Here is a 23654-nt window from a genome sequence, read left to right on the forward strand (position 1 = left end):
GCTCCTGTCTCTTTCGATCTGTCTTCAGCTGCCGCCGGCCGCGAGTTCGCGTTCCAGCACCTTGGGGTTGTCGCGCCAGCGCTCGAGCCACTCCTGCGCCACGTCGCCGGGGTAGACGTCTTCCACGCCGTCGCGAAGCGCCTTCACGATCGCGCTCGCGAGCGCCGGGGCGCCGAGCTTGGGCGGCGGCATGTGCTGGTTCCACTCGTCGTCGATCGGGCCCGGGAACACGTTGACGACCCGGATGCCGGCCGGTCGCATCTCGGCGCGCAGGCACTGGGCGAGCGAATAGGCCGCGGCCTTCGAGGCGCTGAAGGTGCCGTGCGCCGGGTAGTTGCTCAGCGCATAGATCGACAGCAGGTTGACCCAGGCGGTGGCGCCGGTGGTGCCGTCGGCCGAGCGGCCCTTGAGCGCGGGGCCGAACTCCTGCGCCAGCCGCAGCGCGCCGAAGTAGTTGATGTCCATCTCGGCCTTGGCCACGTCGGTGCCGCGCCGCGAGGCGATGCCGAAGGTGCGATGCACCTCCGCGTTGTTGATGACGATGTCGACTTTGCCGCCGATGGAGCCCGCGAGCTCGGTCACCTGCCGGCCGTTGGTGAGGTCGAGCGGCACCAGCGTGACCTGCGGCAGCGCGCCGATGTCGTCGAGGCCGTCGCCGAGCTTCTTCCACGGTTCGGCATGGCCGACCCAGACGATGTCGGCACCGGCCTTGACGAGTGCGCGCACGATCGCCTGCCCGACCTCGGTCTTGCCGTCGGTCACCAGCACCTTGCGGAACTTGGGGTCGCTGGTCATTTCTCTGAGCATCCTGTCGTCGGCCATGTGTGCACTTCCTTGGTTCGGGAATCCGATCAGTACCGCCTGTCCCGCGCGGTCGAGCCGCGCGCCCACCTTGACGCGCGAGGGCGCCTCGCCGACCTCGCCGTGCAGGTGCACCATCAGCGTCGGGCCGGCATCGAGGTGCACCAGGCCCAGCCGCCAGGGCAGGCGCTCGCGGAAGAACAGGTCGTTGCTGTGATGCAGCGTGGTGCTGCTCAGCAGCTCGCCCGCGCCGTCCTGCTCGCGCCAGGCGAGGTGCGGCGACAGGCACTTGTGGCAGGCCGCGCGCGGCGGGTACTGCACGGTGCCGCAGTCCTCGCAGGTCTGCAGCTCGAAGCGGCCCTCGGCCGCGGCGGCGGTGATGCCCAGTGCGATGCGGCCGCGCTGCCAGGGCGGCAGGTTCATCTGCCGCGTGCGCAGCACGGGATTCTTGCGCGGGGGGCGCATGAGGGGCATGGTCATTGGCTTCTCCCCAGGAGGACGGCGCCGGTGCACAGGCAGCGGTCGTAGGTGACCATGCCGAAGCCGGCCACGAGGCCCAGCTTGGCCTCGGGCACGCGGCGCGCGCCCGCGGTGTCGGTGAGCTGGCGGATGGTCTCGGTCATGCCGAGGAAGCCGCCCGCGGCACCGGCCTGGCCCGCGGACAGCTGGCCGCCGCTGGTGTTGTTGGGAAAGCTGCCTTCGCAGGTCATGGTGTGCGAGCGCACGAAGGCCGGGCCCTCGCCCTTCTCGCAGAAGCCCAGGTCCTCGAACTGCATCATGGCGATCACGGGATAGTCGTCGTAGGTCTGGATGAAGTCGACCTGCGCGGGCGTGGCGCCGGCCTGGGCATAGAGGTCGTCGCGGTCACGGCGCCAGCCGCCCTGCACCATCACCGGGTCTTCCGAATAGGCGTTGTGGCGTTCGATGGCGCCACGGATCGCGACGTGGGCGAGGCCGAGGTCGCGCGCACGCTCCTCGCTCATCACGAGGAAGGCCTCGGCGCCCGCGCAGGGCATGACGCAGTCGAACAGGTGCAGGGGCTCGGCGATGGGCCGCGCGTCCATGTACTCGTCGAGCGTGAGCGGCTTCTTGAACATGGCATTGGGATTGCGCAGCGCATTGGTGCGCTGGTCCACCGCGATGCGGCCGAAGTCCTCGCGCTTCGCACCGAAGCGCCGCATGTAGTGCGCGGTGATCATCGCGAAGATCGAATTGGGTCCGCCCGATCCGTAGGGATAGGTGGCATCGCGCGCGAAGTTGCTGAAGCTGCCGAGGGTCTGGCGGAAGGAATCGACATGGTTGGTGTCGGCCGCCACGCAGGCCACGACGTCGGCATCGCCGCTCTGCACCGCGCGCGCGGCACGGCGCAGGCACATCACGCCCGAGGCACCGCCCGTGGGTACGTGGTCGAGCCAGCGTGGCGAGAGGCCGAGGTGCTGGGTGACGCCTACCGCGGTGTCGGGGGCGAGCGAGAAGCTGCTGATGCAGAGGCCGTCGATTGCGTCTTTTTCGATGCCGCTGTCCTTGACGAGGGCCTCGATGGCCTGGCCCAGGAACCAGTGCGCTGTGAGCGTGGAGTAGCGTTGGTAGGGCACCGTGACGGGGACCGCTACGGCTACGCCTTCGTAGGATTGGCGGCGGGTCATTGTTTGGGCTCCACTTTGTTCGGCCGGGGGCGCGTGCACAGGACAGCGGGTACTTCCCTCCGCGAATGTCCCCCGCCTTCGGCTCCTCCTTTATTTCGCTGCGGGAAGCACCCACTGCCCTGTGCACGGAGGCGCAGCAGTGGTGCGAGCCGGTTCAACCTGCGCGTCCCAGGCTCACGTCGATGGGGTACTCCCCGCAGCGAAATAAAGGAGGAGGCCGCAGGCCGGGGGACATTCGCGGAGGGGAGTACCCCGTCGGCGTGAGCCCGTCCCGAACGAACAACGCAGAGGATTTCCATAGTCACCCCTGCCTCTTCTTCAACCCACGCGTATCGATGCAATGCACCTGCCCAGGCAAACCCTGGGCCAGCACACGCAACTCCCCGCGCTGGATCTTTTGAGACGCCGTGAGCGGCAAGGCATCGACGAACGCCACATAGCCAGGCGCCTTGTAGTAGGCGAGTTGGTCGAGCGCATGCGCCACGATGCTCAGCGCCATGGCGGAGCGGGCATCCTCATTCACCGCCTCGTGCAGAACGATGCAGGCCAGCACCTCGTCGCCGCGCACCGCATCGGGCGTCGCGGCCACGGCCGAGCTCTTCACCGCCGGGTGCTGGTTCAGCACGCTCTCGACCTCCACCGCCGAGATGTTCTCGCCGCTGCGGCGGATCACGTTCTTCTTGCGGTCGACGAAGCACAGGCTGCCGTCGGATTCGCGGCGCACCATGTCGCCCGTGTGGAACCAGCCATCGGCCCAGGCCTCCTGGGTCGCTGCCTCGTCCTTGAGATAGCCCGAGAAGAAATAGCGGCGCGGATCGGGGCCCGCGCTGCGCACCAGCAGTTCGCCCGGCGCGCCCACCGGCACGTCGGCACCGGCCTCGTCGATCAGCCGCAGCTCGACGAAATCCTCGGGCCGGCCGAAGGAGCTCGTGCCGATGTGGCGCGGCTCGTGGTTCGCCATCACGCAGGCGGCGGCACCGGTCTCCGTCATGGCCCAGGCCTCGACCAGCGGGAAGCCGAAGCGTTCCTCGAACACGCCATGGTTGCGCCGGTCCACGCCGGCACCGAAGGCCCAACGCACCGCGTGCTCGCGGTCGGAGGGCGACGCGGGCGCGGCCAGCAGCATCGCGGGCATCACGCCGAGGTAGTGGACGATGGTCGCGCCGGTCTCGCGCACGCTGTGCAGCCAGCTCTTCGGATGGAAGCGGTCGAGCTGGATCAGGCAGCCGCCGGCCACCAGGATCACCATGGTCGAGAAGGCCATCGCGTTCACGTGGTTGAGCGGCAGCGGCGTGATGATCCGCTCGCGGTCGCGCCGCACCTCGCACACGCCGTCGAGCACCGCATACCACTCGCCCGCGCGGATGAAGTATTCGTTGCCCAGCATGCAGCCCTTGGGGCGCCCGGTGGTGCCCGAGGTGTAGAGCAGCGCGCATTCGGTGTTCGGGCCGACGGGTTCGTGCGCGCGCGGTGCGGGGCCGCGGGCCGGCGGCACTTCGGGGTCCGAGGCCTGCATCACGTCGAGCGTGGCGCCTTCGCGCTGCGCCGCCGCGCGCAGGTCGTCGGCGCGCTGCGGCAGGCTCACCGCGAGCTCGATCCCGCTGTGGCCGATCAGGTAGGCCAGCTCGGCCGCGCGCATCTCGGCATTGATCGGCACCACGCTCACGCCGAGCGCATTGAGCGCGAACCAGTGGTACAGGAAGGCCGGCCGGTTCTCGAGCAGCAGCCCGATGCGGTGGCCATGGCCGTAGCCCGCGCGTGCATAGGCCTCGCGCAGCCGGTCGACCTCGGCCACGGCCTCGCGCCAGCGGATGCTGCCGGCCTCGATGCCATAGCTCGCGGCCGTGACCGGCTCGACGCACAGGAACTCGGCCTCGGGCGTGCGCGCCGCCGAGGCGGCGAAGGCGGCATGGACGGTGGGATGCGTCATCGCGGTCGTCCGTTCAGATGAAGAGCTGCACCGCGGGCAGCGCCGCGTCGCAGTTCAGCAGGTTCACGCGCTTGAGCGTCATGCGCAGCGCGCCGTCCTGCCACAGCAGGTGGTGGAAGAAGGTGCCGACGTAGAACTGCAGCTCGTCGCCCTGGCATTCGGTGTAGTGGAACTCCGTGCGCACCACGTAGCGGTTCGCGGCCTCGTCGAACTCCTCGACCGTGGGCGCCTGCAGCAGGTGGTGGCAGCGGCTCGGCGGCTGCTGCGAGAAGGCGCGCGGGCTCTTCAGGCGCTCGATGCGCAGCTCGCGCAGCAGCTTGTCCTCGTACATGTGCGAGGTGTGGTTGATGCCGTCCTCCTGGTCGGGAATCAGCGGCACCCAGTAGAAGGCGTCGTCGGTGAAGAGCGCGTTCCACTCCTCGTAGCGCTTGGCGTCGAGCAGGCGGCATTCGCGCACCACGAAGTCGACCAATTGCTGGCGCGTGACGGTGGCGCTCATCACATCGTCTCCGTCATGTAGCGCGCCCAGCTGCGGTACTGGTTGCGCATCGGCAGCTCGCTGGTGCCGACGGTGGTGGCCTCGCCGCTGCGCTCGGCCTCGCCGTCCTCGAAATTGCGGTGCAGGCTCACCCACTCGTTGCCGCTGGCATGCAGGCCGGCCTGGATGCCGCGGTAGGCTTGCAGGTCGTCGTGCCCCACCACCGAGAACGGCGAGTTGATGAGCCGGCTGTACATGGTGGTGCGCTGCAGCAGCTCGGGCGGCGCGCCCTTGAGGCGGAAGGTCCAGCTCTCGACGATCGACATGCCGGCCGACACCGGCTTGACCACGCGGATCGCCTGGATCGCGCCCTTGATCGTGAGGTTCGGGTAGTAGACCGTGTTGTGGCGCGCCATGCCGAGGATCTGCGCCGTGCGCTCCTCGCCGTAGCGGGCCTTCATCGCATCGTCGTACGCGGGGATCGCCTTGTACTTGCTGTGGATGCTGAAGTTGACGCCCGTGAAGCTGTGGCCGTTGTCGTAGGTGCGAACGCCCATGTCCTCGAAGAACTTGTAGTCCGACATGAAGGGCACGAACTGCTCGATCGCCATCGGCTTGGGCTCGTCGGCGGGCTTGCCGGCCCACATGGTCTTGGCGGTGCCGGCCGAGGACTCGTGCGCCACCATCGGGTGCATGGTGTCGTTGAGGTTCTCCACGAACATCTTCCAGTTGCACTGGTGCGTGAAGCGCAGGCAGCCGCCGGCGATCTCGAGCTCGCCCTCGGGCGAGCGGTCGGCCATGTTGTCGATCGAGCTCAGCGAGTCGCCGAAGTACTCCTCGAACGAGGGCCCGACGTCGTTGATCTTCACGAAGACGAAGCCGCGGTAGCTGCGCACGCCGGCCACCGGCACCAGGCCCTTCGAGGCCTCGCAGTCGTGCAGCTGCGTGCCCTCGTAGCCGTTCTTCAGCGGGATCGACAGCAGCGAGCCGTCGGTCTTGAAGGTCCAGGCGTGGTAGGGGCAGCGGAAGAACTTTCCGGTGTTGCCGCAGGGCGCGCTCACCAGCCGCGAACCCTTGTGGGCGCAGCGGTTCATCAGCACGCGCACGCTGCCGTCGGCATGGCGCACCACGATCAGCGGCCGGCCCGCGATCTCGTTGGTGATGTAGTCGCCGGGCTTGGGCAACTGGCTCTCGTGGCCGACGTAGTTCCAGGTGTTGGCGAAGAAGTGCTCCTGCTCGAGCGCGAAGATCTCCTCGCTGATGTAGAGGTCGCGGTGCACGCGGTCGGGCCGCACCAGCGCGCGGACCGCATCGGGATTGCCTCGGTAGCTGGTCATGCGTGGACTCCTTGGGTTCAGAGGTCGAGCACCAGCCGCTGGCCCTTGGCGCGGGAGATGCAGATCTGGATCACGTTGCCCGCGGCCTTCTCGCGTGCCGTGAGCACGTAGTCGCGGTGGTCGATCTCGCCGTCGATCACGGGCACGGCGCACACGCCGCATTCGCCGCGCTTGCAGTCGAACATCGGGTCGCAGCCATGCTCGATCAGGCAGTCGAGGATGCTCTGGTCGGCCGGCACGGTGAAGCGCTGGCCCGACATGGCGAGCTCGACCTCGAAGGCATGGTCGCCCTCCTCCACCACGGGCGCGGTGAAGAGCTCGAAGTGCACGCGGTCGCTGTTCCAGCCGCGCGCCTGGGTCTGGGCCAGCACGGCGTCGAGCATGGGCTTGGGGCCGCAGACATAGAGCTGGTCGGCCGGGTCGCAACGCGCGAGCAGCGCGCCCACGTCGAAGGGTGCGCCCTTGGCTTCGTCGTCGTGCAGCAGCAGGTCGGTGCCCAGCAGCTCGCCGAGCTCCGGCAGGAAGGCCATCTGCGCGCGGCTGCGGCCCGCGTAGTGCAGTTCCACCGGCAGGCCCCGCGCGCGGCGGTGCGCGGCCATGCTCGCGAGCGGCGTGATGCCGATGCCGCCGGCCAGCAGCACCGCGCGGCCCGCGCCGGCGTGCAGCGGAAAGTCGTTCTTCGGCGGCTCGGCCTCGATGGTGTCGCCCTCGCGCAGCCGCTCGTGCATGAAGCGCGAGCCGCCGCGGCCCGCGGCCTCCTTGCGCACCGCGATCAGGTACTCGGCCGGCGCCTGCTGGCCGCCGGCCGCGAAGTCGATCAGCGAATAGTGGCGCCAGTCCGACTGGCCATTGCCGAGGTCGACGCGCACGCGGATGTGGGCGCCGGCCTCGAAGCCCGGCAGCGCGGCGCCGTCGTCGGCGCGCAGGCGGAACAGCCGGACCAGCGGATTGAGTTCGCGCGCCTCGGCGACGCGCAGGCGAAGGGTCGTGGGATCGGAGGCCATGGTGTCGTCTCTTCTTCGTCGTTCAGGCCAGTGCGTGGCGTACCAGCGCCGCCTGCAGCTGGTGGCCGTGCTCGTCGGCCAGCGCGGCATTGCGCAGCTCGCGCAAGGTGGCCGGCGCGAGCGCATCGCCGGCACGGCGCAGGGCCGCCATCACGGTGTCGTAGTTGCGCAGGCCGCGTTCGTGCGTGTCGCTGTAGCCCTTGACCAGCCGCTGGCACTGCGCGACCTCGATCGCGAGCTCGGTGTTGCGCGCGGCGGTGGCGGCGATCTCGGCCAGCCAGGCCTCGATGCGCCGGTTCTCGTCCGCATAGCGCAGCGTGGAACGGCGCCAGCGGCCCATGCCGGCCACGGTGAACAGCAGCAGGTAGCCGTGCAGCGAACTGGTCTGCACCACGCGGCCCTTGCGCGTGAAGCGCTCGACCAGGCCGCGCGCCCAGCCGGTGCGCATGAGCCAGCGGCCCGGGCCTGCGGGCAGGGTCTCGCAGATCTCCTGCAGCCGCGGATGCATGTACTCGTGGATCGCGAGCAGCTGGTCGGCCTGCACGCGCGACTCGTCGCGCACGCGGTCGAAGCGGGTCGCGCGGATCTTGAGCGAGGCCACGCGCGCCGTGTCCTCATAGGACATCCACAGCGCCAGGTGGCGCGCCGCGACCTCGAGCAGCGCCGGGCTGCCGAGCGACTGCAGCGCGGCGGCGCGGTCGAGGTAGAGGCCCGCATAGGCCGGGTCCTGGTAGTCGATGAGGCGGCGCACGCCTTCGAGCAGCAGCGCCTGCTGCGCCGGCGCGAAGTCCTTCTGCACGCGCTCGACCAGCGCGCGCACCGCGGGATGGCGCGGCTGCGGCGGCGCGGCCGGCGGCAGGGCCGCCGCGGGCGCTTCGCCCTCCTCGGCCTGGGCACGGGCGAAAGCGGCACCGAAGGCGCGCAGGCTGGGCTTCACGCCGACGCCGCCGCGCTCGATGGTGGCCTCGAACTGGGCGCGGCCGAAGGGCAGCACGCCCGAACCCGCGAGCGCGCCGAACAGCACGGCGCTGATCACGCTGCCCGCGTCTTCGGCGGCCTGCGCCATGTCGAAGCGGATGAAGCGGTGCGCGGCGCGCCCCGCATGCGCGAGCAGTTCGCGGCTGTCGACGCGGCCGTCGCCCATCGCGCTCTTCTCGGCGATCGAATAGACGCGGTGCGTGGAGGCGATCAGCGTGGTGCGGTCTGGCGTGACCAGCCCGCGCTGCACCGCGCGGCCGGCTTCCATCAGCTCGGAGGCGAGCACCAGGTCGACGTCGCCCGGCAGCGGCATCAGTGCCAGCACCGGCTGGCCGCCGTCGGCGCGCGCGGCGGCCTCGGGGAACAGCTCCACGTAGTAGATGGTGGCGCCGGTGCGCTGCGCCACGCCGGGCACGGAGGTGGTCTGGGCGACCCAGCCGTTGGCCTCGCCCATGTCGACGATCCAGTCGGCCAGCACGCCACCGCCCTCGCCGCCCATGGCGAGGATCGCGATCTTGATCGGTTGTTGCGTGGTCATCGGCGCGCTCAGAACGAATAGGCCTCGCGCCGGCGCGCAGCGCCGCGCTGCAGCCAGCCGATGACGGCCCCCCGCACGCGCTCGCGCAGCCGGTCCCAGCCGGTGGGATTGCTGACGATGCGCGCCTTGTAGAACGAGGGGCACAGCACGGCCGCGTGCGAGACGTCGCCGCAGTTGCCGCAGCCCACGCAGCTCTCGAGCACGGTGGCGACCGGGTCGGTGCGCAGCGGATCGGGATTGGTCTTGATCGACAGCGAGGGGCAGCCCGAGAGCCGGATGCAGGAGTGGTCGCCGGTGCAGGTGTCGGCATCGACGCCGAACTTCTCGCGCACCATGCGCTTGCCGTCGGCGATGGCCTTGCGCACCAGCGGCTTCTCGCGCCGCTGCTTGTTGAGCATGCACTCGGACTGCGCGATCAGGACCTTCGGGCCCTTCTCCTTGGTGGTCAGCGCCTCCTTGAGCGCGTCGCGCATGCCGGCCACGTCGTAGGTGCGGCGGATGGTGCGCACCCAGTTCACGCCCACGCCGCGCACCGCGCGCTCGATCGCGTGGCCGGTGCTGCGGGTGGCGTTGACGGCCTTCGACGACAGGATGTCCTGCCCGCCGGTGGCCGAGGTGTAGTTGTTGTCGACGACGATCGTGAGGTTGTCGCTCTGGTTGAACACCGCGTTGGCGACGCCGCTCGTGAGGCCGTTGTGCCAGAAGCCGCCGTCGCCCATCATCGCGATCGCGCGCTTGCCGCGCGGCGCGCCCATGGCGGCCGCGCCCGCGCCGCCGAGGCCGTAGCCCATGGTGGTGTTGCCGATGTGGAACGGCGGCAGGATCGAGAACAGGTGGCAGCCGATGTCGGCGCTCACGTGGTGCGGACCGAGCTCGCGCTCGACCAGCTTCATCGCGCTGAAGATCGGGCGCTCGGGGCAGCCGGTGCAGAAGCCCGGCGGGCGCGCGTGCACGCTGTCGGCCAGCGGCGCGGCCGGCTCGCTCGGCAGTTCGATCAGCGGGATCACCTTGCGCACAGGGGCCGGCACGGGCGCGGCCGGTTGCGGCGCGAGGCGGCCGTAGCGCTCGCAGAAGACGCGCGCGCCCTGCAGCAGCTCGGCGGCCGTGTACTCGCCGGCCACCGGCAGCATGTCCTTGCCGTGCAGCGCGGTGGTCACGCCGCGCTGGCGCAGGATGGTCGCGATGTTCTGCTCGATGAAGTTGGGCTGGCCCTCCTCCACCATCAGCACCGCGCGCTTGCCTTCGCAGAAGCGCACCACCTCGCTGTCGATCACCGGGTAGGCGACGTTCATCACGTACAGCGGGATGCGGCTGTTGCCGTAGACGTCGGCCAGGCCCAGGCGCTCGAGCGCGCGCACCAGCGTGTTGTAGCTGCCGCCCTGCACCACGATGCCGATGTCGTCGGCGCCGTCGGCGAAGAACTCGTTGAGGCCGCGCTCCTCGATGAAGCGCACGGCCGCGGGCCAGCGTTCCTTCACTTTTTCCTGCTCGTGCACGAAGCTCGCGGGCGGCAGCACGATGCGGCTCACGTCGCGCCGCGGGTTCTCGGCCGCTTCCTGCACCGAGTAGGCGGCGCGGCGGTTGTCGGCGGCGACGAACTGGCCGTGCACGTGGCAGGCGCGGATGCGCAGCTGCAGCATCACCGGCGTGCTGCTGGCCTCGGAGAGCTCGAAGCCCTGCTTCACGGCCTCGACGATGCTCGGCAGGTTGGGCCGCGGGTCGAGCAGCCACATCTGCGACTTCATCGCAAAGGCATGGCTGCGCTCCTGCATGATCGAGGAGCCTTCGCCGTAGTCCTCGCCCACGATCACCAGCGCGCCGCCGGTCACGCCGCCCGAGGCGAGGTTGGCCAGCGCATCGGATGCGACGTTGGTGCCGACCGTGGCCTTGAAGGTCACGGCGCCGCGCAGCGGATAGTTGACCGAGGCCGCGAGCGTGGCGGCGGCCGTGGCCTCGCTCGCGCTGTTCTCGAAGCGGATGCCCTGGTCGGCGAGGATGTCCTGCGCATCGGCCAGCACGTCCATCAGGTGCGAGATCGGCGCGCCCTGGTAGCCCGCGACGTACGACACGCCCGATTCGAGCAGCGCCTTGGTGACGGCGAGGATGCCTTCGCCGCGGAACACTTCGCCGGCGGACAGCCGCAGTTTCTTCACTTCTTCGACAAACGAACGCTCGGCCATGGCTTGCTCTTTTCCTCGATAGCCCTCACCGTGTGGGCGGTGGCCCGTTCATGCATCACCTGCGATAAAGCGATGAATGCCTGGACGGGCCTTGGTACGTATACTGTTTAGAAATGAATCTATCCACAATCATGAATAACCCTAGACACGCAAGCCGCGTGCCACTTTCGGGTCGTTCGATGTGCATCGGGAGAACGCATGGGAAGCACTGAAAGGAAGCCGCAGCGCTTCGTCGACAACTACCTGCCCGCGCTGCTCGCGCAGGCCAGCCAGCTGATCTCCTCGGAGTTCCACGAGGTGGCGCGGCAGGAGGGTTTCTCGGTGTCGGAGTGGCGCGTGATGGCCTCGCTCGCGGGCGGCGATGCGGTGAGCATCGGCCGGCTCGCGCAGATCACCGTGACCAAGCAGCCGACCGTGACGCGGCTGCTCGACCGCATGGAGACGCAGGGCCAGGTCGAGCGCATTCCCCATGAGAGCGATCGCCGCATCACGCTGGTGCGCATCACCCGCAAGGGTGCGGCCAAGGTGGAGCATCTGATGCAGCTCGCGAGCGAGCACGAGCGCCGCGTGCTCGAGCCCTTCGGCCTCACGCGCGCGGAGGAACTCAAGAACACGCTGCGGCTGATGATCCAGCTGCATGCGCATGCGCCGTCGGACGCGGCGCAGGACGAGGACGACGAGGAGCGCTGAAGGCTCAGCGCGCGAGGAAGTCGCCCACGCAGCGCGCGAAGGCCTCGGGCAACTGGTCGGGCAGCGGCACCATGCCGCCTTCGATGTCGGCGATGCGCACGCTGGCCGCGTGGCGCAAATGTCGCGCGAGTTCCTGCGCATGCGGCGAAGCGAACGGATCCTCGGGCGCGCGCACGATCAGCACGGGCTGCGTCACGCGATCGATGCGTTCTTCCATGCGGTACGAGGCCACGGCGCGATGGCCTTCCTCGAGCCGCCGGCCGACCTTGAGCGCATCGAGCACGAAGGCCTCGAGCAGCTCGGGCCGGTTCGGCGGATAGAAGCCCTGCCGCTTGCCCCACAGTGCCGCGAGATGGCTGCCGTCTTCGCTGGGCTCGACCTCGTCGATCGGCGGACGCTCGGCGCGCGCGCGGCGAAAGGCTTCGTCGGTGTAGGGCGTCGAGGACAGCACCAGCGCGCGCACGCGCTCGCCGAGCGCGGCCGCGAGTTCGATCGCGATCACGCCGCCCGTGTGATGGCCGACCACGGCGACGCGTTCGATGCGCAGCGCATCGAGCAGCTCGGCCGCGACGCGGGCCCAGTGCGCGATCGAGGCGGGCTCGCTGCCCGCGGCCGAATCGCCGAAGCCCACCGTGTCCATCGCGATCGCGCGATGCCGCGCGCCGAGCAGCGGCAGCACCGTCTCGTACTCGCGCCAGCTGCGCGGCGATTGATGCAGCAGCAGCACGGGCGGTGCATCGATGGCGCCGCAGCTCGCGTAGTGCACCTGACCGACCGACAGATCGGCGAAGGCGCGGCGGATGGCCCGCGTCATGGCAGTGTGCGTTCGGCCGCGGGCCGCCAGAGGCCCGCATGGCGCAGCATGCCGAGCGTGCGCGACAGCACGTCGCGGCGATAGGCCGAGGTGTCGGTGCCTTCGTAGGCATAGAAGCCGCTGCCGCTCTTGAGGCCGAGCCGCCCCTCCTGCACCATGCGGTCGACGATGGCCGGCGCGGTGTAGCGCCCCTTGTCGATCGAGGCCGACATCTCGCGGCTCGCGTGGTGCAGGATGTCGCAGCCGCCGAAGTCGATGAACTCGACCACGCCGAGCGCCGCGAAGCGCAGGCCCAGGCCGTGGCGCGTGGCCTTGTCGATCTCCTCGGCGGTGGCGGCCCCCTCCTCGATCATGCGCGCGGCCTCGTTCATGATCAGCGCCTGCAGCCGCGGCACGATGTAGCCGGGCGTGGGCCCGCACACCACGGGCAGCTTGCCGATCGCCTCCATGATCTCGCGCGTGCGCGCCAGCACGGCGGGGTCGGTGCCCGGATGGCAGCTCAGTTCGACCACCGGGATCACGTAGGCCGGGTTGAGCCAGTGCATGTTGAGGAAGCGCTCGGGCCTGCGCACCAGCGCCGCGAGCTGCGTGACCAGGATGCTGCTGGTGGTCGAGGTCAGGATCGCGTCGTCGCTGCAATGGGCGTTGATCTGCTCGAAGGCCTCGCGCTTGGCCGCCAGCGTTTCCGGCACGCCCTCGAACACCAGCTCGGCCTGCGCGAGCGCCGCCGGTGCCTGCGCGGCGCGCACGTACTGCACGCGCGCGGCGATGGCCTCGGCCTGCGCCGCATCGATCACGCCGAGCTGGGCCAGGCCCGCGAGGCTGGCGGCGATCTCCTGCCGCGCCTCGTCGTGCAGCCTGTTCCAGGCCTCCTCGCTGCGCACGCGCAGGTCGACCAGCGCGATGCGGTGGCCCGCGTAGGCGAAGGCGATCGCGATGCCGCGGCCCATGCGCCCCGCGCCGACCGCGGCGAAGCGGACCGGCTCATTCGCCATCGTGCAGCCTCTGGCGCAGCGCGTCGGCCGGCAGGTCCGCGAGGCCCAGGGCCTCGAAGCTGCGCGGCCCCTGGCGCAGGTCGCGGCCGAGGAAGCCGCCGACGATCGCGAGGAGGCCATGGGCGATGGGCGCGTCGACGCCCGCATGCCTTGCGGCCGAGGCGAGGAAGGCCAGGCCGAGCTCGGTGTCCTCGGTGATGTAGCGGTGGCCGTGCAGGTCGATGTTCTCGCGCCAGTCGCCCGACTTCACGAGCTGCTTGTGGGCATCGCCGTACATCCAGCGGTCGTTGTCGTAGTGGTCGGCCAGCGGATAGTGCGGGCCGCCGTGGCCGAAGGCCTCGCGCACCGCGATGCGCTCGCGGTCGAGCCGGTCGGTCACGGCGCGCACCGCGGGCTGCGTGCCTTCGTTGTGGATGTCCCAGCGCTCGAAGTGCTGCAGCGGCGCGGCATTCATCACCATCAGCGGCGGATGGATGACGGGGCCGGCATTCATCAGCGCACCCGAGAGCGCGTCGCCGCAGCCGTGCACGCTCGGGTAGGCCACGCGGATGATGTCGATCGCCTGCGCGGCCTTGCGTGCCGGATAGACGCCGGTGGGCAGGCGGATCGCGCGGATCGTGACGTTGACCTCGCGCTCGCCATGCTTGCGCGCCAGGTAGGGCAAGGTGCCGGTCTCGGCCCAGGCCACGTCGGCGCGGTTGCCGGCCTCGCACACGGTGCGCGCCATCACGTAGCTGCCGAAGGTGCCGGGCGGCAGGAACACCACCTGGCCGTCGACCAGGTGCGGCGCCATGGCGCGCGCGATGAAGTCCTGCGCGATGGCCGGGGTCGGCAGCACAATGAGTTCCGCATCGCGCAGCGCCGCGCCGATGTCGGCGGTGGGCAGCGCGATCGGCACCTCGCGCACGCCGCGCGCATCCTTGAGCACGATGCTGCCGCTGTCGATGACCGGCTGCAGCGCGGCCGCGTCGCGGCGCCACAGCCGCACTTCATGCCCGGCTTCGGACAGATCGGCGGCGGCCGCATAGGCCCCATGGCCGCCACCCAGGATCGCGATTTTCATGGTCGAAGGGTCGAAAAGCTGAGGTTGATGAACCGGCCACCGACGATGCGGAACCGGAATGCAGGACTGCGCGCGTCCAATACATTACTTTTCATCAATTCAGACGTCAACCAAAATCGACGCCTTCGACTGCTCGCAAACTCCCAATGCAAAAAGCCCGCGATCCGGAGAACGCGGGCTTTGCGAAGGGGAGGAAGCGATCAGCGGCTGGGCTTGAACGCGCGCTTCTGCGCGTCGCGCGGCACGAACACCTTGCCGGGGCCGCCGGCGTGGCCCGGGCCCTTGCGGGGCGCGAAGCCGTCGTTGCGCGGCGCGAAGCCGCCTTCGTTGCGCGGGCCGCCGCTGCGGGCGCCGAAGCCTTCGTTGCGGCTGCCGCCGGCATTGCCGCGCGGTGCGCTGTCGCCCCAGCCCGGCTTGCGGCCGAAGCCGGCCGACTCGTCACGGTCGCGGCCGCCGCCGAAACCGGCGTTCTGGCCACCGCCGAAGCCGCCGCGCGGCGCGCCGCCGGCCGGGCCGCGTGCATTGCGGTCGTTGAAGCCGCTGGCGTTGGCATAGCCGCCGCCATTGCCGCCGCGGTAGCCACCGCCGCCGTTGCCCTGGCGACGATCGCCGCCACGGCCGCGGCCGCCGAAGTCGCCCTGCGGGCGCGATTGCGGCATGCGCTGCTGCGGCTCCATGCCGGGGATCACCTCGGCCTTGAACTGCTGGCGGCTGTACTGCTCGATGTCCATGATGCGGCGGCGGTCGCGGAACTCGGCGAAGGTGATCGCCAGGCCGTCGCGGCCGGCACGGCCGGTACGGCCGATGCGGTGGGTGTAGTCCTCGGCCTTCATCGGCAGGCCGAAGTTGAAGACGTGGGTGATGGTCGGCACGTCGATGCCGCGCGCGGCCACGTCGGTCGCCACCAGGATCTGGACCTGGCCCTGGCGCAGCGCCATCAGGCGGCGGTTGCGCAGGCCCTGGCTCAGCGCGCCGTGCAGCGCCACGGCGCTGAAGCCGTCCTGCTGCAGATCATTGGCGAGGCCGTCGCACTCGACCTGGGTGCTGGCGAACACGATCGCCTGGTTGATGCTGGTGTCGCGCAGCCAGTGGTCGAGCAGCTTGCGCTTGTGGGTGGCGTTGTCGGCCCAGAACAGCACCTGCTTGATGTTGGCGTGCTTTTCCTGCGGGCTGTCGATGGTCACGCGCTGCGGTTCGCGCATCACGCGGGTGGCCAGTTGCTGGATGCGCGGCGCGAAGGTGGCGCTGAACATCATGGTCTGCTGGCGCTCGATGGTGAGCTGGTTGACTTCGGCCAGGTCGTCGGCGAAGCCCAGGTCGAGCATGCGATCGGCCTCGTCGACCACCAGGAACTTGACCTTGTCGAGCTTGATCTGCATCGAGCGCTGCAGGTCGAGCAGGCGGCCCGGCGTGGCGACCACGAGGTCGGCGTTCTGCAGGCGCGCGATCTGCAACTGGTAGGGCATGCCGCCCACCACGTTGGCGATGCGCAGGCCGCGGCAGTGGCGCACCAGCTCGATGGCGTCGTGCGCGACCTGCTGCGCGAGTTCGCGCGTCGGGCACAGCACCAGGGCGCCGGGCGTGGCGGCCTTGAAGTTGCGGTTGCTGGTCGGGTTGACGCGCTTGGGCCGCTTGGGCGGCGCTTCGCCGCGTTCGGCGGCTTCGGCCGTCAGGCGCTCGAATTCGGCGCGCTCGGCGGCGGCTGCTTCGGCCTGGCGGCGGATCAGCGTGTGCAGCACGGGCAGCAGGAAGGCCGCGGTCTTGCCGCTGCCGGTCTGGCTCGAGACCATCAGGTCGACGAAACGGGCCGATTCGTCGCCGCGGGCCAGCGGGATCACCTTTTCCTGCACGGTCGTGGGCTGGTGGAAGCCCAGGTCCTCGACGGCGGCGATCAGTTCGGGTGCGAGGCCCAGCGGAATGAATCCGTTGGGGCCGCGCGGTGCCTCGGGCGCGTCGGACGTCTGCGCGTCCTGATCGGCGACTTCGAGGACTTCGTTGGCCTCGGTGCTGGCGGCGTCGAGCGCCTCGAGCACGGGCACTTCGGAGGTGACAGCGGAGAATTCGTTGTTGTGAATCGATTGCACAGGCGCGAGCTCGCCCTGCGCTTCAAAAGCGTCGGTCATGAATGTCAAATTTCAAACGCGAGCGCTGCCGTGGGCGGCGCCCCGTTGGTGGTTAAAAACATCAACCATCCAACGACATTCAGCTTCCGGTTCTGAAACCCGAGGCTGCGGCCCTTTTTGATCGATCCATGCGATCGGGCGCGGTGTGCAAGATAGGGAGATGCGGGATATGCCGGCGGGGAACCGATTCTGCTCATGCACGCGCCATCCTTTTTGAAAGAATGGCCGGGCACCCCGGTCAGCGAAGCCCACGATTATGACATGCATCGGGGTTTTTACCTAATCCCCGCGTGCAATGGGATTTTTGGCCGTTGTTCCGGCCCACCAGGCCTCAGTCGGTCAGGCGCAGGAAGGTCTCGCGGTAGTGCGCCAGTTCCTCGATCGATTCGTGCACGTCGGCCAGCGCCGTGTGGGCCTGCTGCTTCTTGAAGGCGTTGTAGGCCGCGGGCTTCCAGCGCTTGGCGAGCTCCTTGAGCGTGCTGACGTCGAGGTTGCGGTAGTGGAAGTAGGCCTCGAGCCTGGGCATGTACTTGACCAGGAAGCGCCGGTCCTGGCCGATGGTGTTGCCGCACATCGGCGAGCCGCTCTTGGGCACGTAGCGCGCGATGAATTCGATCAGCTGCTGCTCGGCAGCGGCCTCGTCGACGGTGGAGGCCTTGACCTTGTCGATCAGGCCGCTGCGGCCGTGCGTGCCCTTGTTCCAGGCATCCATGCCGTCGAGCACGGCGTCGCTCTGGTGGATGACCAGCACCGGGCCGTCGATGCGCGGCGTGAGGTCGGGGCCGGTGATGACCACGGCGATTTCGAGCAGCCGTTCCTTCTCGGGATCGAGCCCGCTCATCTCGCAATCGAGCCAGACCAGGTTCTGGTCGCTTTTCTTCAGGGTGGGGACCGCTGCGGCGGCCGTGGAGGCGGTGGATTCGGGCATCGCGGGATTGTCGCCGATGGTCCTGGGGCCTTGGATGCGGGGACTAAACTCCGCCCCCTATGTCCTATTCGCTCCTCTTCACCCTCGCCTTCGCCGCCGCGCTGGTGGCCGGCCTGCTCGTGAAGTTCTGGCTGGCCTCGCGGCAGGTCCGGCACGTGGCGCGGCATCGCGGCGAGGTGCCCGAGGCCTTCGCGCAGACGATCAGCCTCTCGGCGCACCAGAAGGCGGCCGACTACACGGTGGCGAAGGCGCGCTTCGGGCTGATCGAGATGGCCTGGGGCACGGCGCTGCTGCTGGGCTGGACCCTGCTCGGCGGCCTCGACCTGCTCAACAAGCTGCTGCTGGCCTGGCTCGGCGGCGGCATGGTGCAGCAACTGGTGCTGCTGGCGGCCTTCGCGGCCATCGGCGGCCTGCTCGAACTCCCGTTCACGCTGTGGCAGACCTTCCGGCTCGAGGAGCGCTTCGGCTTCAACAAGATGACCTGGGGCCTGTGGCTGCGCGACACCGTCGTCTCGACGCTGATCGGCGCGGCCATCGGGCTGCCGATCGCGGCGCTGATCCTGTGGATCATGGGCGCGACCGGCACGCTGTGGTGGCTCTGGGCCTGGGCCGCGTGGATGGGCTTCAACCTGCTGCTGATGCTGGTCTACCCGATGTTCATCGCGCCGATCTTCAACAAGTTCCAGCCGCTCGACGACCCGACGCTCAAGGCCCGCGTCACCGCGCTCATGAGCCGCTGCGGCTTCCGCGCCAAGGGCCTGTTTGTGATGGACGGCAGCCGCCGCAGCGCACATGCCAACGCCTACTTCACCGGCTTCGGTGCCAGCAAGCGCGTGGTGTTCTACGACACCCTGCTGCGCCAGCTCAACGCCGGCGAGGTCGAGGCGGTGCTCGCGCACGAGCTCGGCCACTTCAAGCACCGCCACATCGTCAAGCGGCTGGTCGCGATGTTCGCGCTGAGCCTCGCGGGCTTCGCGCTGCTGGGCTGGGTCTCGACCCAGGCCTGGTTCTACACCGGCCTGGGCGTGCAGCCCAACATGTCGACGGCGGCGCCCAACAGCGCGCTGGCGCTGCTGCTGTTCATGCTCGCGGTGCCGGTGTTCGGCTTCTTCGTCGCGCCGCTGTCGGCGCGGCTGTCGCGCAGGCACGAGTTCGAGGCCGACGCCTATGCCATCGCCCAGACCAGCGGCGCCGACCTCTCGGCCGCGCTGCTCAAGCTCTACCAGGACAACGCCTCGACGCTCACGCCCGACCCGGTGTTCGTCAAGTTCTACTACTCCCACCCGCCCGCCTCCGAGCGCCTCGCGCGCATGCTGGCGACCGCCTGAGTGCCATCTCTTTTCCGTCTCCCCGCACCTCTTTTCGAAAGCAGCGCCATGAGCACCGCCAGCATGTTGAAGATCAAGGACTGGAAGTCCATCCCCCGCAAGGCGCTGAGCGCGACCGAGATCGTCTCGGCGCTGGCGCGGCTCGAAGGCTGGAAGCTCAGCGGCGACGGCGCGAACGTCGCGATCGAGAAGACCTACCACTTCACGAACTACTTCGAGACCATCGCCTTCGTGAACGCGCTGGCGATGGTGGCCCACACGCAGGACCACCACCCCGACCTGTCGGTGCACTACAACCGCTGCGTGGTGCGCTTCAACACGCACGACGTCGGTGGCATCTCGGTCACCGACTTCGACTGCGCACGCCAGGCCGATGCGCTGCTGGCGGCCGCGCCCACGGCATGACCGGAGCGATCGCCTTTGGCTAAGCCGGGCCGCGAGCGCCAGCAGGGCCGAGCCTCGGCCGATGCGCTGCACGACGGCCTCGTGGTGGCCAGCCACGGCCGCCACTGCCTGGTCGAGACGCCCGAAGGCGAACGACGCATCTGCCATCCGCGCGGCAAGAAGAGCCAGGCCGTGGTCGGCGACCGCGTGCGCTGGCAGGCCAGCGAGGACGAAGGCACGATCGAGCAGGTGGTGCCGCGGCGCAACCTGTTCTACCGCCAGGACGACATCCGCACCAAGTCCTTCGCGGCCAACCTCGACCATGTGCTGATCCTGATCGCGGCCGAGCCCGAGTTCTCCGAACACCAGCTCGCGCGCGCCCTGATCGCGGCCGAGGCGGAGCGCATCACGCCGATCATCGCGCTCAACAAGAGCGACCTGGTCGAGCCCTTCGAACGCGCCTGGCGCAAGCTCGCGCCCTACCGGCGCATGCACCACGGCGTGCTGCCGCTGTCGCTCAAGGCCTCGGGCGAGGTCGACCACGCCTCGCTCATGCAGCGCCTCGCGGGCAAGACCACGCTGGTGCTCGGCCCCTCGGGCGCGGGCAAGAGCACGCTGATCAACCTGCTGGTGCCGGGCGCCACCGCGCTCACCGGCGAGATCTCGCAGGCGCTCAATTCGGGCAAGCACACCACCACCAGCACCACCTGGTACTGGGTCGACGCGGCGCGCAGCACCGCGCTGATCGACTCGCCGGGCTTCCAGGAATTCGGCCTCAACCACATCGCGCCGATGCAGCTCGCGGGCCTGATGCCCGACATCGCCGAGCATGCGGGCGAGTGCAAGTTCTACAACTGCACCCATCTGCACGAGCCGGGCTGCGGCGTGATCGCGCACGTGGAATCGGCGGCCAACGACGGGCCGATCAGCGCCTCGCGCTACAAGATCTACGGCGACCTGTTCGCGGAGCTCAGCGAGACGCGCTACTGAGCCTGCAGGATTTCGCGCAGCCGCTCCACCAGCACGCTGCACTGCGCGCGCGTGCCGATGCTGATGCGCAGGTACTGCGCGATGCGCGGCTGGCGGAAGTGCCGCACCAGCACCGCGCGCTCGCGCAGCGCGGCGGCCAGTTCGGCGGCATCGCGCGACGGATGCCGCGCGAACACGAAATTGGTCTGAGACGGCAGCACCTCGAAGCCCAGGTCCTCGAGCTGCAGCACCAGTCCCTCGCGGGTGTCGACGACGTCGTCGCGCGTCTTGCGGAACCAGTCCTCGTCCTCGAGCGCCGCCACGGCGCCGGCACTCGCGAGCCGGTCGAGCGGGTAGGAGTTGAAGCTGTCCTTCACGCGCACCAGCGCATCGATCAGGTGCGCCTGTCCGCAGGCGAAGCCCACGCGCAGGCCGGCCAGCGAACGCGACTTCGAGAGCGTCTGCACCACCAGCAGGTTGGCATGGTGCGGGATCAGCGGGAGCGCGCTCTCGGCGCCGAAATCGACGTAGGCCTCGTCCACCAGCACCACGCGCTCGGGACAGGCGCGCAGCAGTTCCTCGATGCGCGCCAGCGGCAGGCCGATGCCGGTGGGGGCATTCGGATTGGCGACCACGACGCCCGCGCAGCCTTCGCGCGCGCGATCGGCCATGGCATCGACGTCGATGCGCAGTCCCTCGTCGACCGGCAACTGCTCGCAGCCGATGCCGTAGAGCTGCGCATAGACGCGGTAGAAGCTGTAGCTGATGTCGGGCATCAGCAGCGGCTCGCGCTGCTGGAAGAAGGCGAAGAAGGCGTGGGCCAGCACCTCGTCGGAACCGTTGCCCGCGAAGACCTGCTCGACTGCGAGCCCGTGGCGGCGCGCGACGGCTTCGCGCAGCGCGAGCGAGGTGGGGTCGGGGTAGAGCTCGAGGCCGTTCTCGGCCGCCTCGCGGATCGCCTGGATGGCGCGCGGCGACGGGGGATACGGGTTCTCGTTGGTGTTGAGCTTCACGAGGTCCCGGATGCGCGGCTGCTCGCCGGGCACGTAGGGCTCGAGGTCCGCGATGCGCGGGCTCCAGAACGAAGGCGCGCGCTTCGCCACCGGATCGATCGAATCGGCCATGGGCTCAGCCCAGCAGCCGCGCGAGCGTGAGCAGCGCGAGCAGCACCATCCACATCACGACCGAGCGCCAGACCAGGCCCACCACGCTGCGCAGGTGGCCGGGCTCGGGCTCGCGGCCCGGCGTGCTGCCGCTGTCGGTGCGCCGGGTGTCGGCGAAGGATTCGCCGGCCTGCGCGCGCGGCAGCGGATCGACGCTGGGGATGGGCCGCAGCCGGCCGCCGCCCAGGCGCACGTTGACCGCGCCCGAGGTGGCCGCGAGGATCACGCCGTCGTTCTCGCTCGAAAAGCGGCGCGCGTCGTTGCGCCAGCAGTCGATCGCTTCCTCGAAGCTGCCCACCACCGCGAAGCCCAGCGCCGTGATGCGCGCGGGCAGCCAGTCGATCGCATGCCAGGCGCCCTCGGCGGCCTGCTGCACCGATTCGCTCGAGGGCTGCACGGCGGCGCCGTTCTTGTGCGCCCAGTAGCGCGCGACGAATTCGCTCATGCGGTAGAAGACCGCGCCGGCCGGCCCCAGGCCAACCGCGGCGAGCACCGAGAACCAGGCCAGCACGCCGAACACGTGGCGGTGCGCGGCGATCACCGAATGCTCGATCACATGGCGCACGATCTCGCTGCGCGGCAGCTCGGCGGCGTCCACGCCCTGCCAGTGCGCGAGCAGCGAGCGCGCGAGCGGCTCGTCGCCTTCGTCGAGCGCGTCGCGGATGTCGGTGAAGTGGTGGCTGAACTGGCGAAAGCCCAGCGTGACGTAGAGCACCGCGATGCTCCAGAGCACCGCGAACGGCAGCCCCAGCGTGAGCACCAGCAGCCAGTGGATGCCGAGCGCGAGCAGCGTCGGCACGAAGACCGCGAGACCCCAGGCGATCCATCCATGGTGCGGCTTGCCCGCGTCGAAGTTGCGGCTGGTCCAGCGCGTCCATGCGAGCACGCCGCCATACACGGGGTTGTGCGGGGCCAGCGGCCGCACCTGCTCGATCAGCAACGCACACAGGATGGCGAAGAAGCTCATCCAGAGATGATAGCGAGACAGCCCCGTCGTTCGGGGCTTGCGGGCCTATGAGGCCGACAGAACTCGCCGTTTCTTCAGGCGGCTCAGGCGCTCAGGAAGCGGTAGAGATTGCGCAGCATGCCGGCCGTCGCGCCCCAGACGAAGCGCTCCTCGCTGCCGTCCTGGTAGGGCATCGAGTACCAGTGCCGCTGCGTCCCGTCGCCCGCGGGCACGGCATGGCGGCGGTGGTTGGCCGGGTCCATGAGCCAGCCCAGCGGCACCTCGAAGGCCTGCGCGACCTCGTAGGGATTGATGGTGAGCTCGAAGCCGGGCTCGACCAGCGACACCACCGGCGTGACGATGAACGAGGTCACCGTGGTGTAGGTCGGCAGGCTGCCGAGCACCTCGATGTAGCTGGCCGACAGGCCGACCTCTTCCCAGGCCTCGCGCAGCGCGGCGGCCGCGATGTTGGCGTCCTCGGGATCGACGCGGCCGCCCGGGAACGCGACCTGTCCCGAATGGGTCGAGAGGTTCGCGGTGCGCTCGGTGAGCAGCACGGTCGGGCCCTGCGGGCGCTGCACGATCGGCACCAGCACGGCCGCCTGCGCGGGCTCGCGGCCGGTCATGCGCGGCTCGCGGCGCAGTTCGGGCGCCCAGGCCGGCGGCGAAGCGAAGCGCGCGCGCAGCGCCTGCGCCGTCAGCTGCTCCAGCGCCACCGCGGGCAGCCCGTCGGCCGTGCCGCCACCCACCACCGGGACCTTGCGCGGGTCGAATGGCGGCAGCATCGTGGGCACGACGGCATTGACGGGTTCGGAGGTGGCGGAGGACATGGACGGGGCGGCGCTGGAGGCGGTCAAGTGATCGATCGTGAGGCGAAGGGTGAACGGACGAAAGGGAAACGGGGGCAAAACGCAAAAAGCCGCCAGAGCGGCGGCTTTTTCGCAACAGGCAAGCCTGCGGGCAGCTTACGCGGCCGCGGCGCTCGACGACTTGCCGGGCAGCTTTTCCTTGATGCGAGCCGAACGGCCGCTGCGGTCGCGCAGGTAGTACAGCTTGGCGCGGCGCACGTCGCCGCGGCGCTTGACTTCGATGTTGGCGATCAGCGGGCTGTAGGTCTGGAAGGTACGTTCCACGCCTTCGCCGCTGGAGATCTTGCGCACGGTGAAGCCGCTGTTGAGGCCACGGTTGCGCTTGGCGATCACCACGCCTTCGTAGGCCTGCACGCGCTTGCGGGTGCCTTCGACGACGTTCACGCTGACGATGACCGTGTCACCGGGCATGAAATCGGGGATGGTCTTGCCGAGGCGGGCGATTTCTTCCTGCTCGAGAGTCTGGATGAGGTTCATGATTTCCTGATAT

21 protein-coding genes are annotated in these 23654 nt (G+C 69.6%); 4 read left to right on the plus strand and 17 right to left on the minus strand.

Annotation, left to right across the window (positions count from 1 at the left end):
* Positions 1-24 precede the first annotated feature (24 nt).
* The 8 genes from ACEN9J_RS12175 to ACEN9J_RS12210 all read right to left on the minus strand — a co-directional run bounded on the left by ACEN9J_RS12175 (position 25) and on the right by ACEN9J_RS12210 (position 10892).
* The gene (locus ACEN9J_RS12175) at positions 25-1281 is read right to left on the minus strand and encodes an SDR family NAD(P)-dependent oxidoreductase (protein WP_413764200.1); all 1257 of its coding nucleotides are present in this window, start codon (positions 1279-1281) and stop codon (positions 25-27) included.
* Positions 1278-2447, minus strand: coding sequence for a thiolase family protein (locus tag ACEN9J_RS12180; protein WP_413764201.1), 1170 nt, complete (start codon positions 2445-2447; stop codon positions 1278-1280). The genes ACEN9J_RS12175 and ACEN9J_RS12180 overlap by 4 nt, the downstream gene beginning before the upstream one ends.
* Positions 2448-2748: 301 nt before the next feature.
* A complete protein-coding gene (locus ACEN9J_RS12185) occupies positions 2749-4377 on the minus strand; it encodes an AMP-binding protein (RefSeq protein WP_413764202.1) in 1629 nt (542 codons plus the stop codon).
* 13 nt (positions 4378-4390) lie between these two features.
* Positions 4391-4876 carry an aromatic-ring-hydroxylating dioxygenase subunit beta gene (locus ACEN9J_RS12190; protein ID WP_413764203.1) on the minus strand — a complete coding sequence of 162 codons (486 nt, stop codon included), beginning with the start codon at positions 4874-4876 and terminating at the stop codon, positions 4391-4393.
* On the minus strand, positions 4876-6192 hold the full coding sequence (locus ACEN9J_RS12195; protein WP_057590628.1) for an aromatic ring-hydroxylating dioxygenase subunit alpha: 1317 nt from the start codon (positions 6190-6192) through the stop codon (positions 4876-4878). Before ACEN9J_RS12195 ends, ACEN9J_RS12190 begins: the two co-directional genes overlap by 1 nt.
* A gap of 17 nt (positions 6193-6209) precedes the next feature.
* A complete protein-coding gene (locus tag ACEN9J_RS12200; protein ID WP_413764204.1) occupies positions 6210-7196 on the minus strand; it encodes a PDR/VanB family oxidoreductase in 987 nt (328 codons plus the stop codon).
* A 22-nt stretch (positions 7197-7218) separates the two neighbouring features.
* Complete coding sequence (locus ACEN9J_RS12205; RefSeq protein WP_413764205.1) at positions 7219-8712, minus strand: indolepyruvate oxidoreductase subunit beta family protein; 1494 nt, start codon at positions 8710-8712, stop codon at positions 7219-7221.
* An 8-nt stretch (positions 8713-8720) separates the two neighbouring features.
* Positions 8721-10892 (minus strand): indolepyruvate ferredoxin oxidoreductase subunit alpha, encoded by a 2172-nt coding sequence (locus ACEN9J_RS12210; protein WP_261208492.1) that lies wholly within the window; start codon positions 10890-10892, stop codon positions 8721-8723.
* A gap of 198 nt (positions 10893-11090) precedes the next feature.
* Here ACEN9J_RS12210 and ACEN9J_RS12215 point away from each other — a divergent pair, with 198 nt between their 5' ends.
* A complete protein-coding gene (locus ACEN9J_RS12215) occupies positions 11091-11582 on the plus strand; it encodes a MarR family winged helix-turn-helix transcriptional regulator (RefSeq protein ID WP_413764206.1) in 492 nt (163 codons plus the stop codon).
* 4 nt (positions 11583-11586) lie between these two features.
* Here ACEN9J_RS12215 and ACEN9J_RS12220 read toward each other — a convergent pair whose 3' ends face one another.
* The 5 genes from ACEN9J_RS12220 to orn all read right to left on the minus strand — a co-directional run bounded on the left by ACEN9J_RS12220 (position 11587) and on the right by orn (position 17505).
* Positions 11587-12396 carry an alpha/beta fold hydrolase gene (locus tag ACEN9J_RS12220; protein WP_413764207.1) on the minus strand — a complete coding sequence of 270 codons (810 nt, stop codon included), beginning with the start codon at positions 12394-12396 and terminating at the stop codon, positions 11587-11589.
* On the minus strand, positions 12393-13391 hold the full coding sequence (locus tag ACEN9J_RS12225) for a 3-hydroxybutyryl-CoA dehydrogenase (RefSeq protein WP_413764208.1): 999 nt from the start codon (positions 13389-13391) through the stop codon (positions 12393-12395). The genes ACEN9J_RS12220 and ACEN9J_RS12225 overlap by 4 nt, the downstream gene beginning before the upstream one ends.
* Positions 13381-14454: an NAD/NADP-dependent octopine/nopaline dehydrogenase family protein gene (locus tag ACEN9J_RS12230; RefSeq protein WP_296730551.1), complete on the minus strand. Its 1074-nt coding sequence runs from the start codon at positions 14452-14454 to the stop codon at positions 13381-13383. The genes ACEN9J_RS12225 and ACEN9J_RS12230 overlap by 11 nt, the downstream gene beginning before the upstream one ends.
* 200 nt (positions 14455-14654) lie before the next feature.
* Entirely contained in the window at positions 14655-16577 is a 1923-nt protein-coding gene (locus ACEN9J_RS12235; protein ID WP_261208561.1) for a DEAD/DEAH box helicase, read from the minus strand.
* Between the two features lie 331 nt (positions 16578-16908).
* Complete coding sequence (gene orn / locus ACEN9J_RS12240; protein WP_261208570.1) at positions 16909-17505, minus strand: oligoribonuclease; 597 nt, start codon at positions 17503-17505, stop codon at positions 16909-16911.
* Between the two features lie 59 nt (positions 17506-17564).
* Between orn and ACEN9J_RS12245 the strand changes: the two genes are divergently transcribed.
* The 3 genes from ACEN9J_RS12245 to rsgA are packed head-to-tail and all read left to right on the plus strand — an operon-like array spanning position 17565 to position 20207.
* Positions 17565-18833: a M48 family metallopeptidase gene (locus ACEN9J_RS12245; RefSeq protein ID WP_413764209.1), complete on the plus strand. Its 1269-nt coding sequence runs from the start codon at positions 17565-17567 to the stop codon at positions 18831-18833.
* Positions 18834-18881: 48 nt separating this feature from the next.
* On the plus strand, positions 18882-19238 hold the full coding sequence (locus ACEN9J_RS12250; RefSeq protein ID WP_413764210.1) for a 4a-hydroxytetrahydrobiopterin dehydratase: 357 nt from the start codon (positions 18882-18884) through the stop codon (positions 19236-19238).
* A 15-nt stretch (positions 19239-19253) separates the two neighbouring features.
* Positions 19254-20207 (plus strand): ribosome small subunit-dependent GTPase A, encoded by a 954-nt coding sequence (gene rsgA, locus ACEN9J_RS12255; RefSeq protein ID WP_413764211.1) that lies wholly within the window; start codon positions 19254-19256, stop codon positions 20205-20207.
* On the opposite strand, the gene hisC is transcribed toward rsgA, so the two are convergent.
* From hisC to rplS, 4 genes are all read right to left on the minus strand, one after another.
* A complete protein-coding gene (hisC, locus tag ACEN9J_RS12260) occupies positions 20201-21310 on the minus strand; it encodes a histidinol-phosphate transaminase (protein WP_413764212.1) in 1110 nt (369 codons plus the stop codon). The genes rsgA and hisC overlap by 7 nt on opposite strands.
* Positions 21311-21314: 4 nt before the next feature.
* Positions 21315-22316 (minus strand): CobD/CbiB family protein, encoded by a 1002-nt coding sequence (locus ACEN9J_RS12265; RefSeq protein ID WP_057590642.1) that lies wholly within the window; start codon positions 22314-22316, stop codon positions 21315-21317.
* A gap of 83 nt (positions 22317-22399) precedes the next feature.
* Positions 22400-23125, minus strand: a complete 726-nt coding sequence (locus ACEN9J_RS12270) for a CoA pyrophosphatase (RefSeq protein WP_261208588.1) — start codon at positions 23123-23125, stop codon at positions 22400-22402.
* Positions 23126-23260: 135 nt separating this feature from the next.
* Complete coding sequence (gene rplS, locus ACEN9J_RS12275; RefSeq protein ID WP_057590644.1) at positions 23261-23641, minus strand: 50S ribosomal protein L19; 381 nt, start codon at positions 23639-23641, stop codon at positions 23261-23263.
* Positions 23642-23654 lie beyond the last annotated feature (13 nt).

Origin of the sequence: Variovorax sp. Varisp41, from assembly GCF_047325085.1 — a bacterium.
Taxonomy (GTDB): Bacteria; Pseudomonadota; Gammaproteobacteria; order Burkholderiales; family Burkholderiaceae_C; genus Variovorax.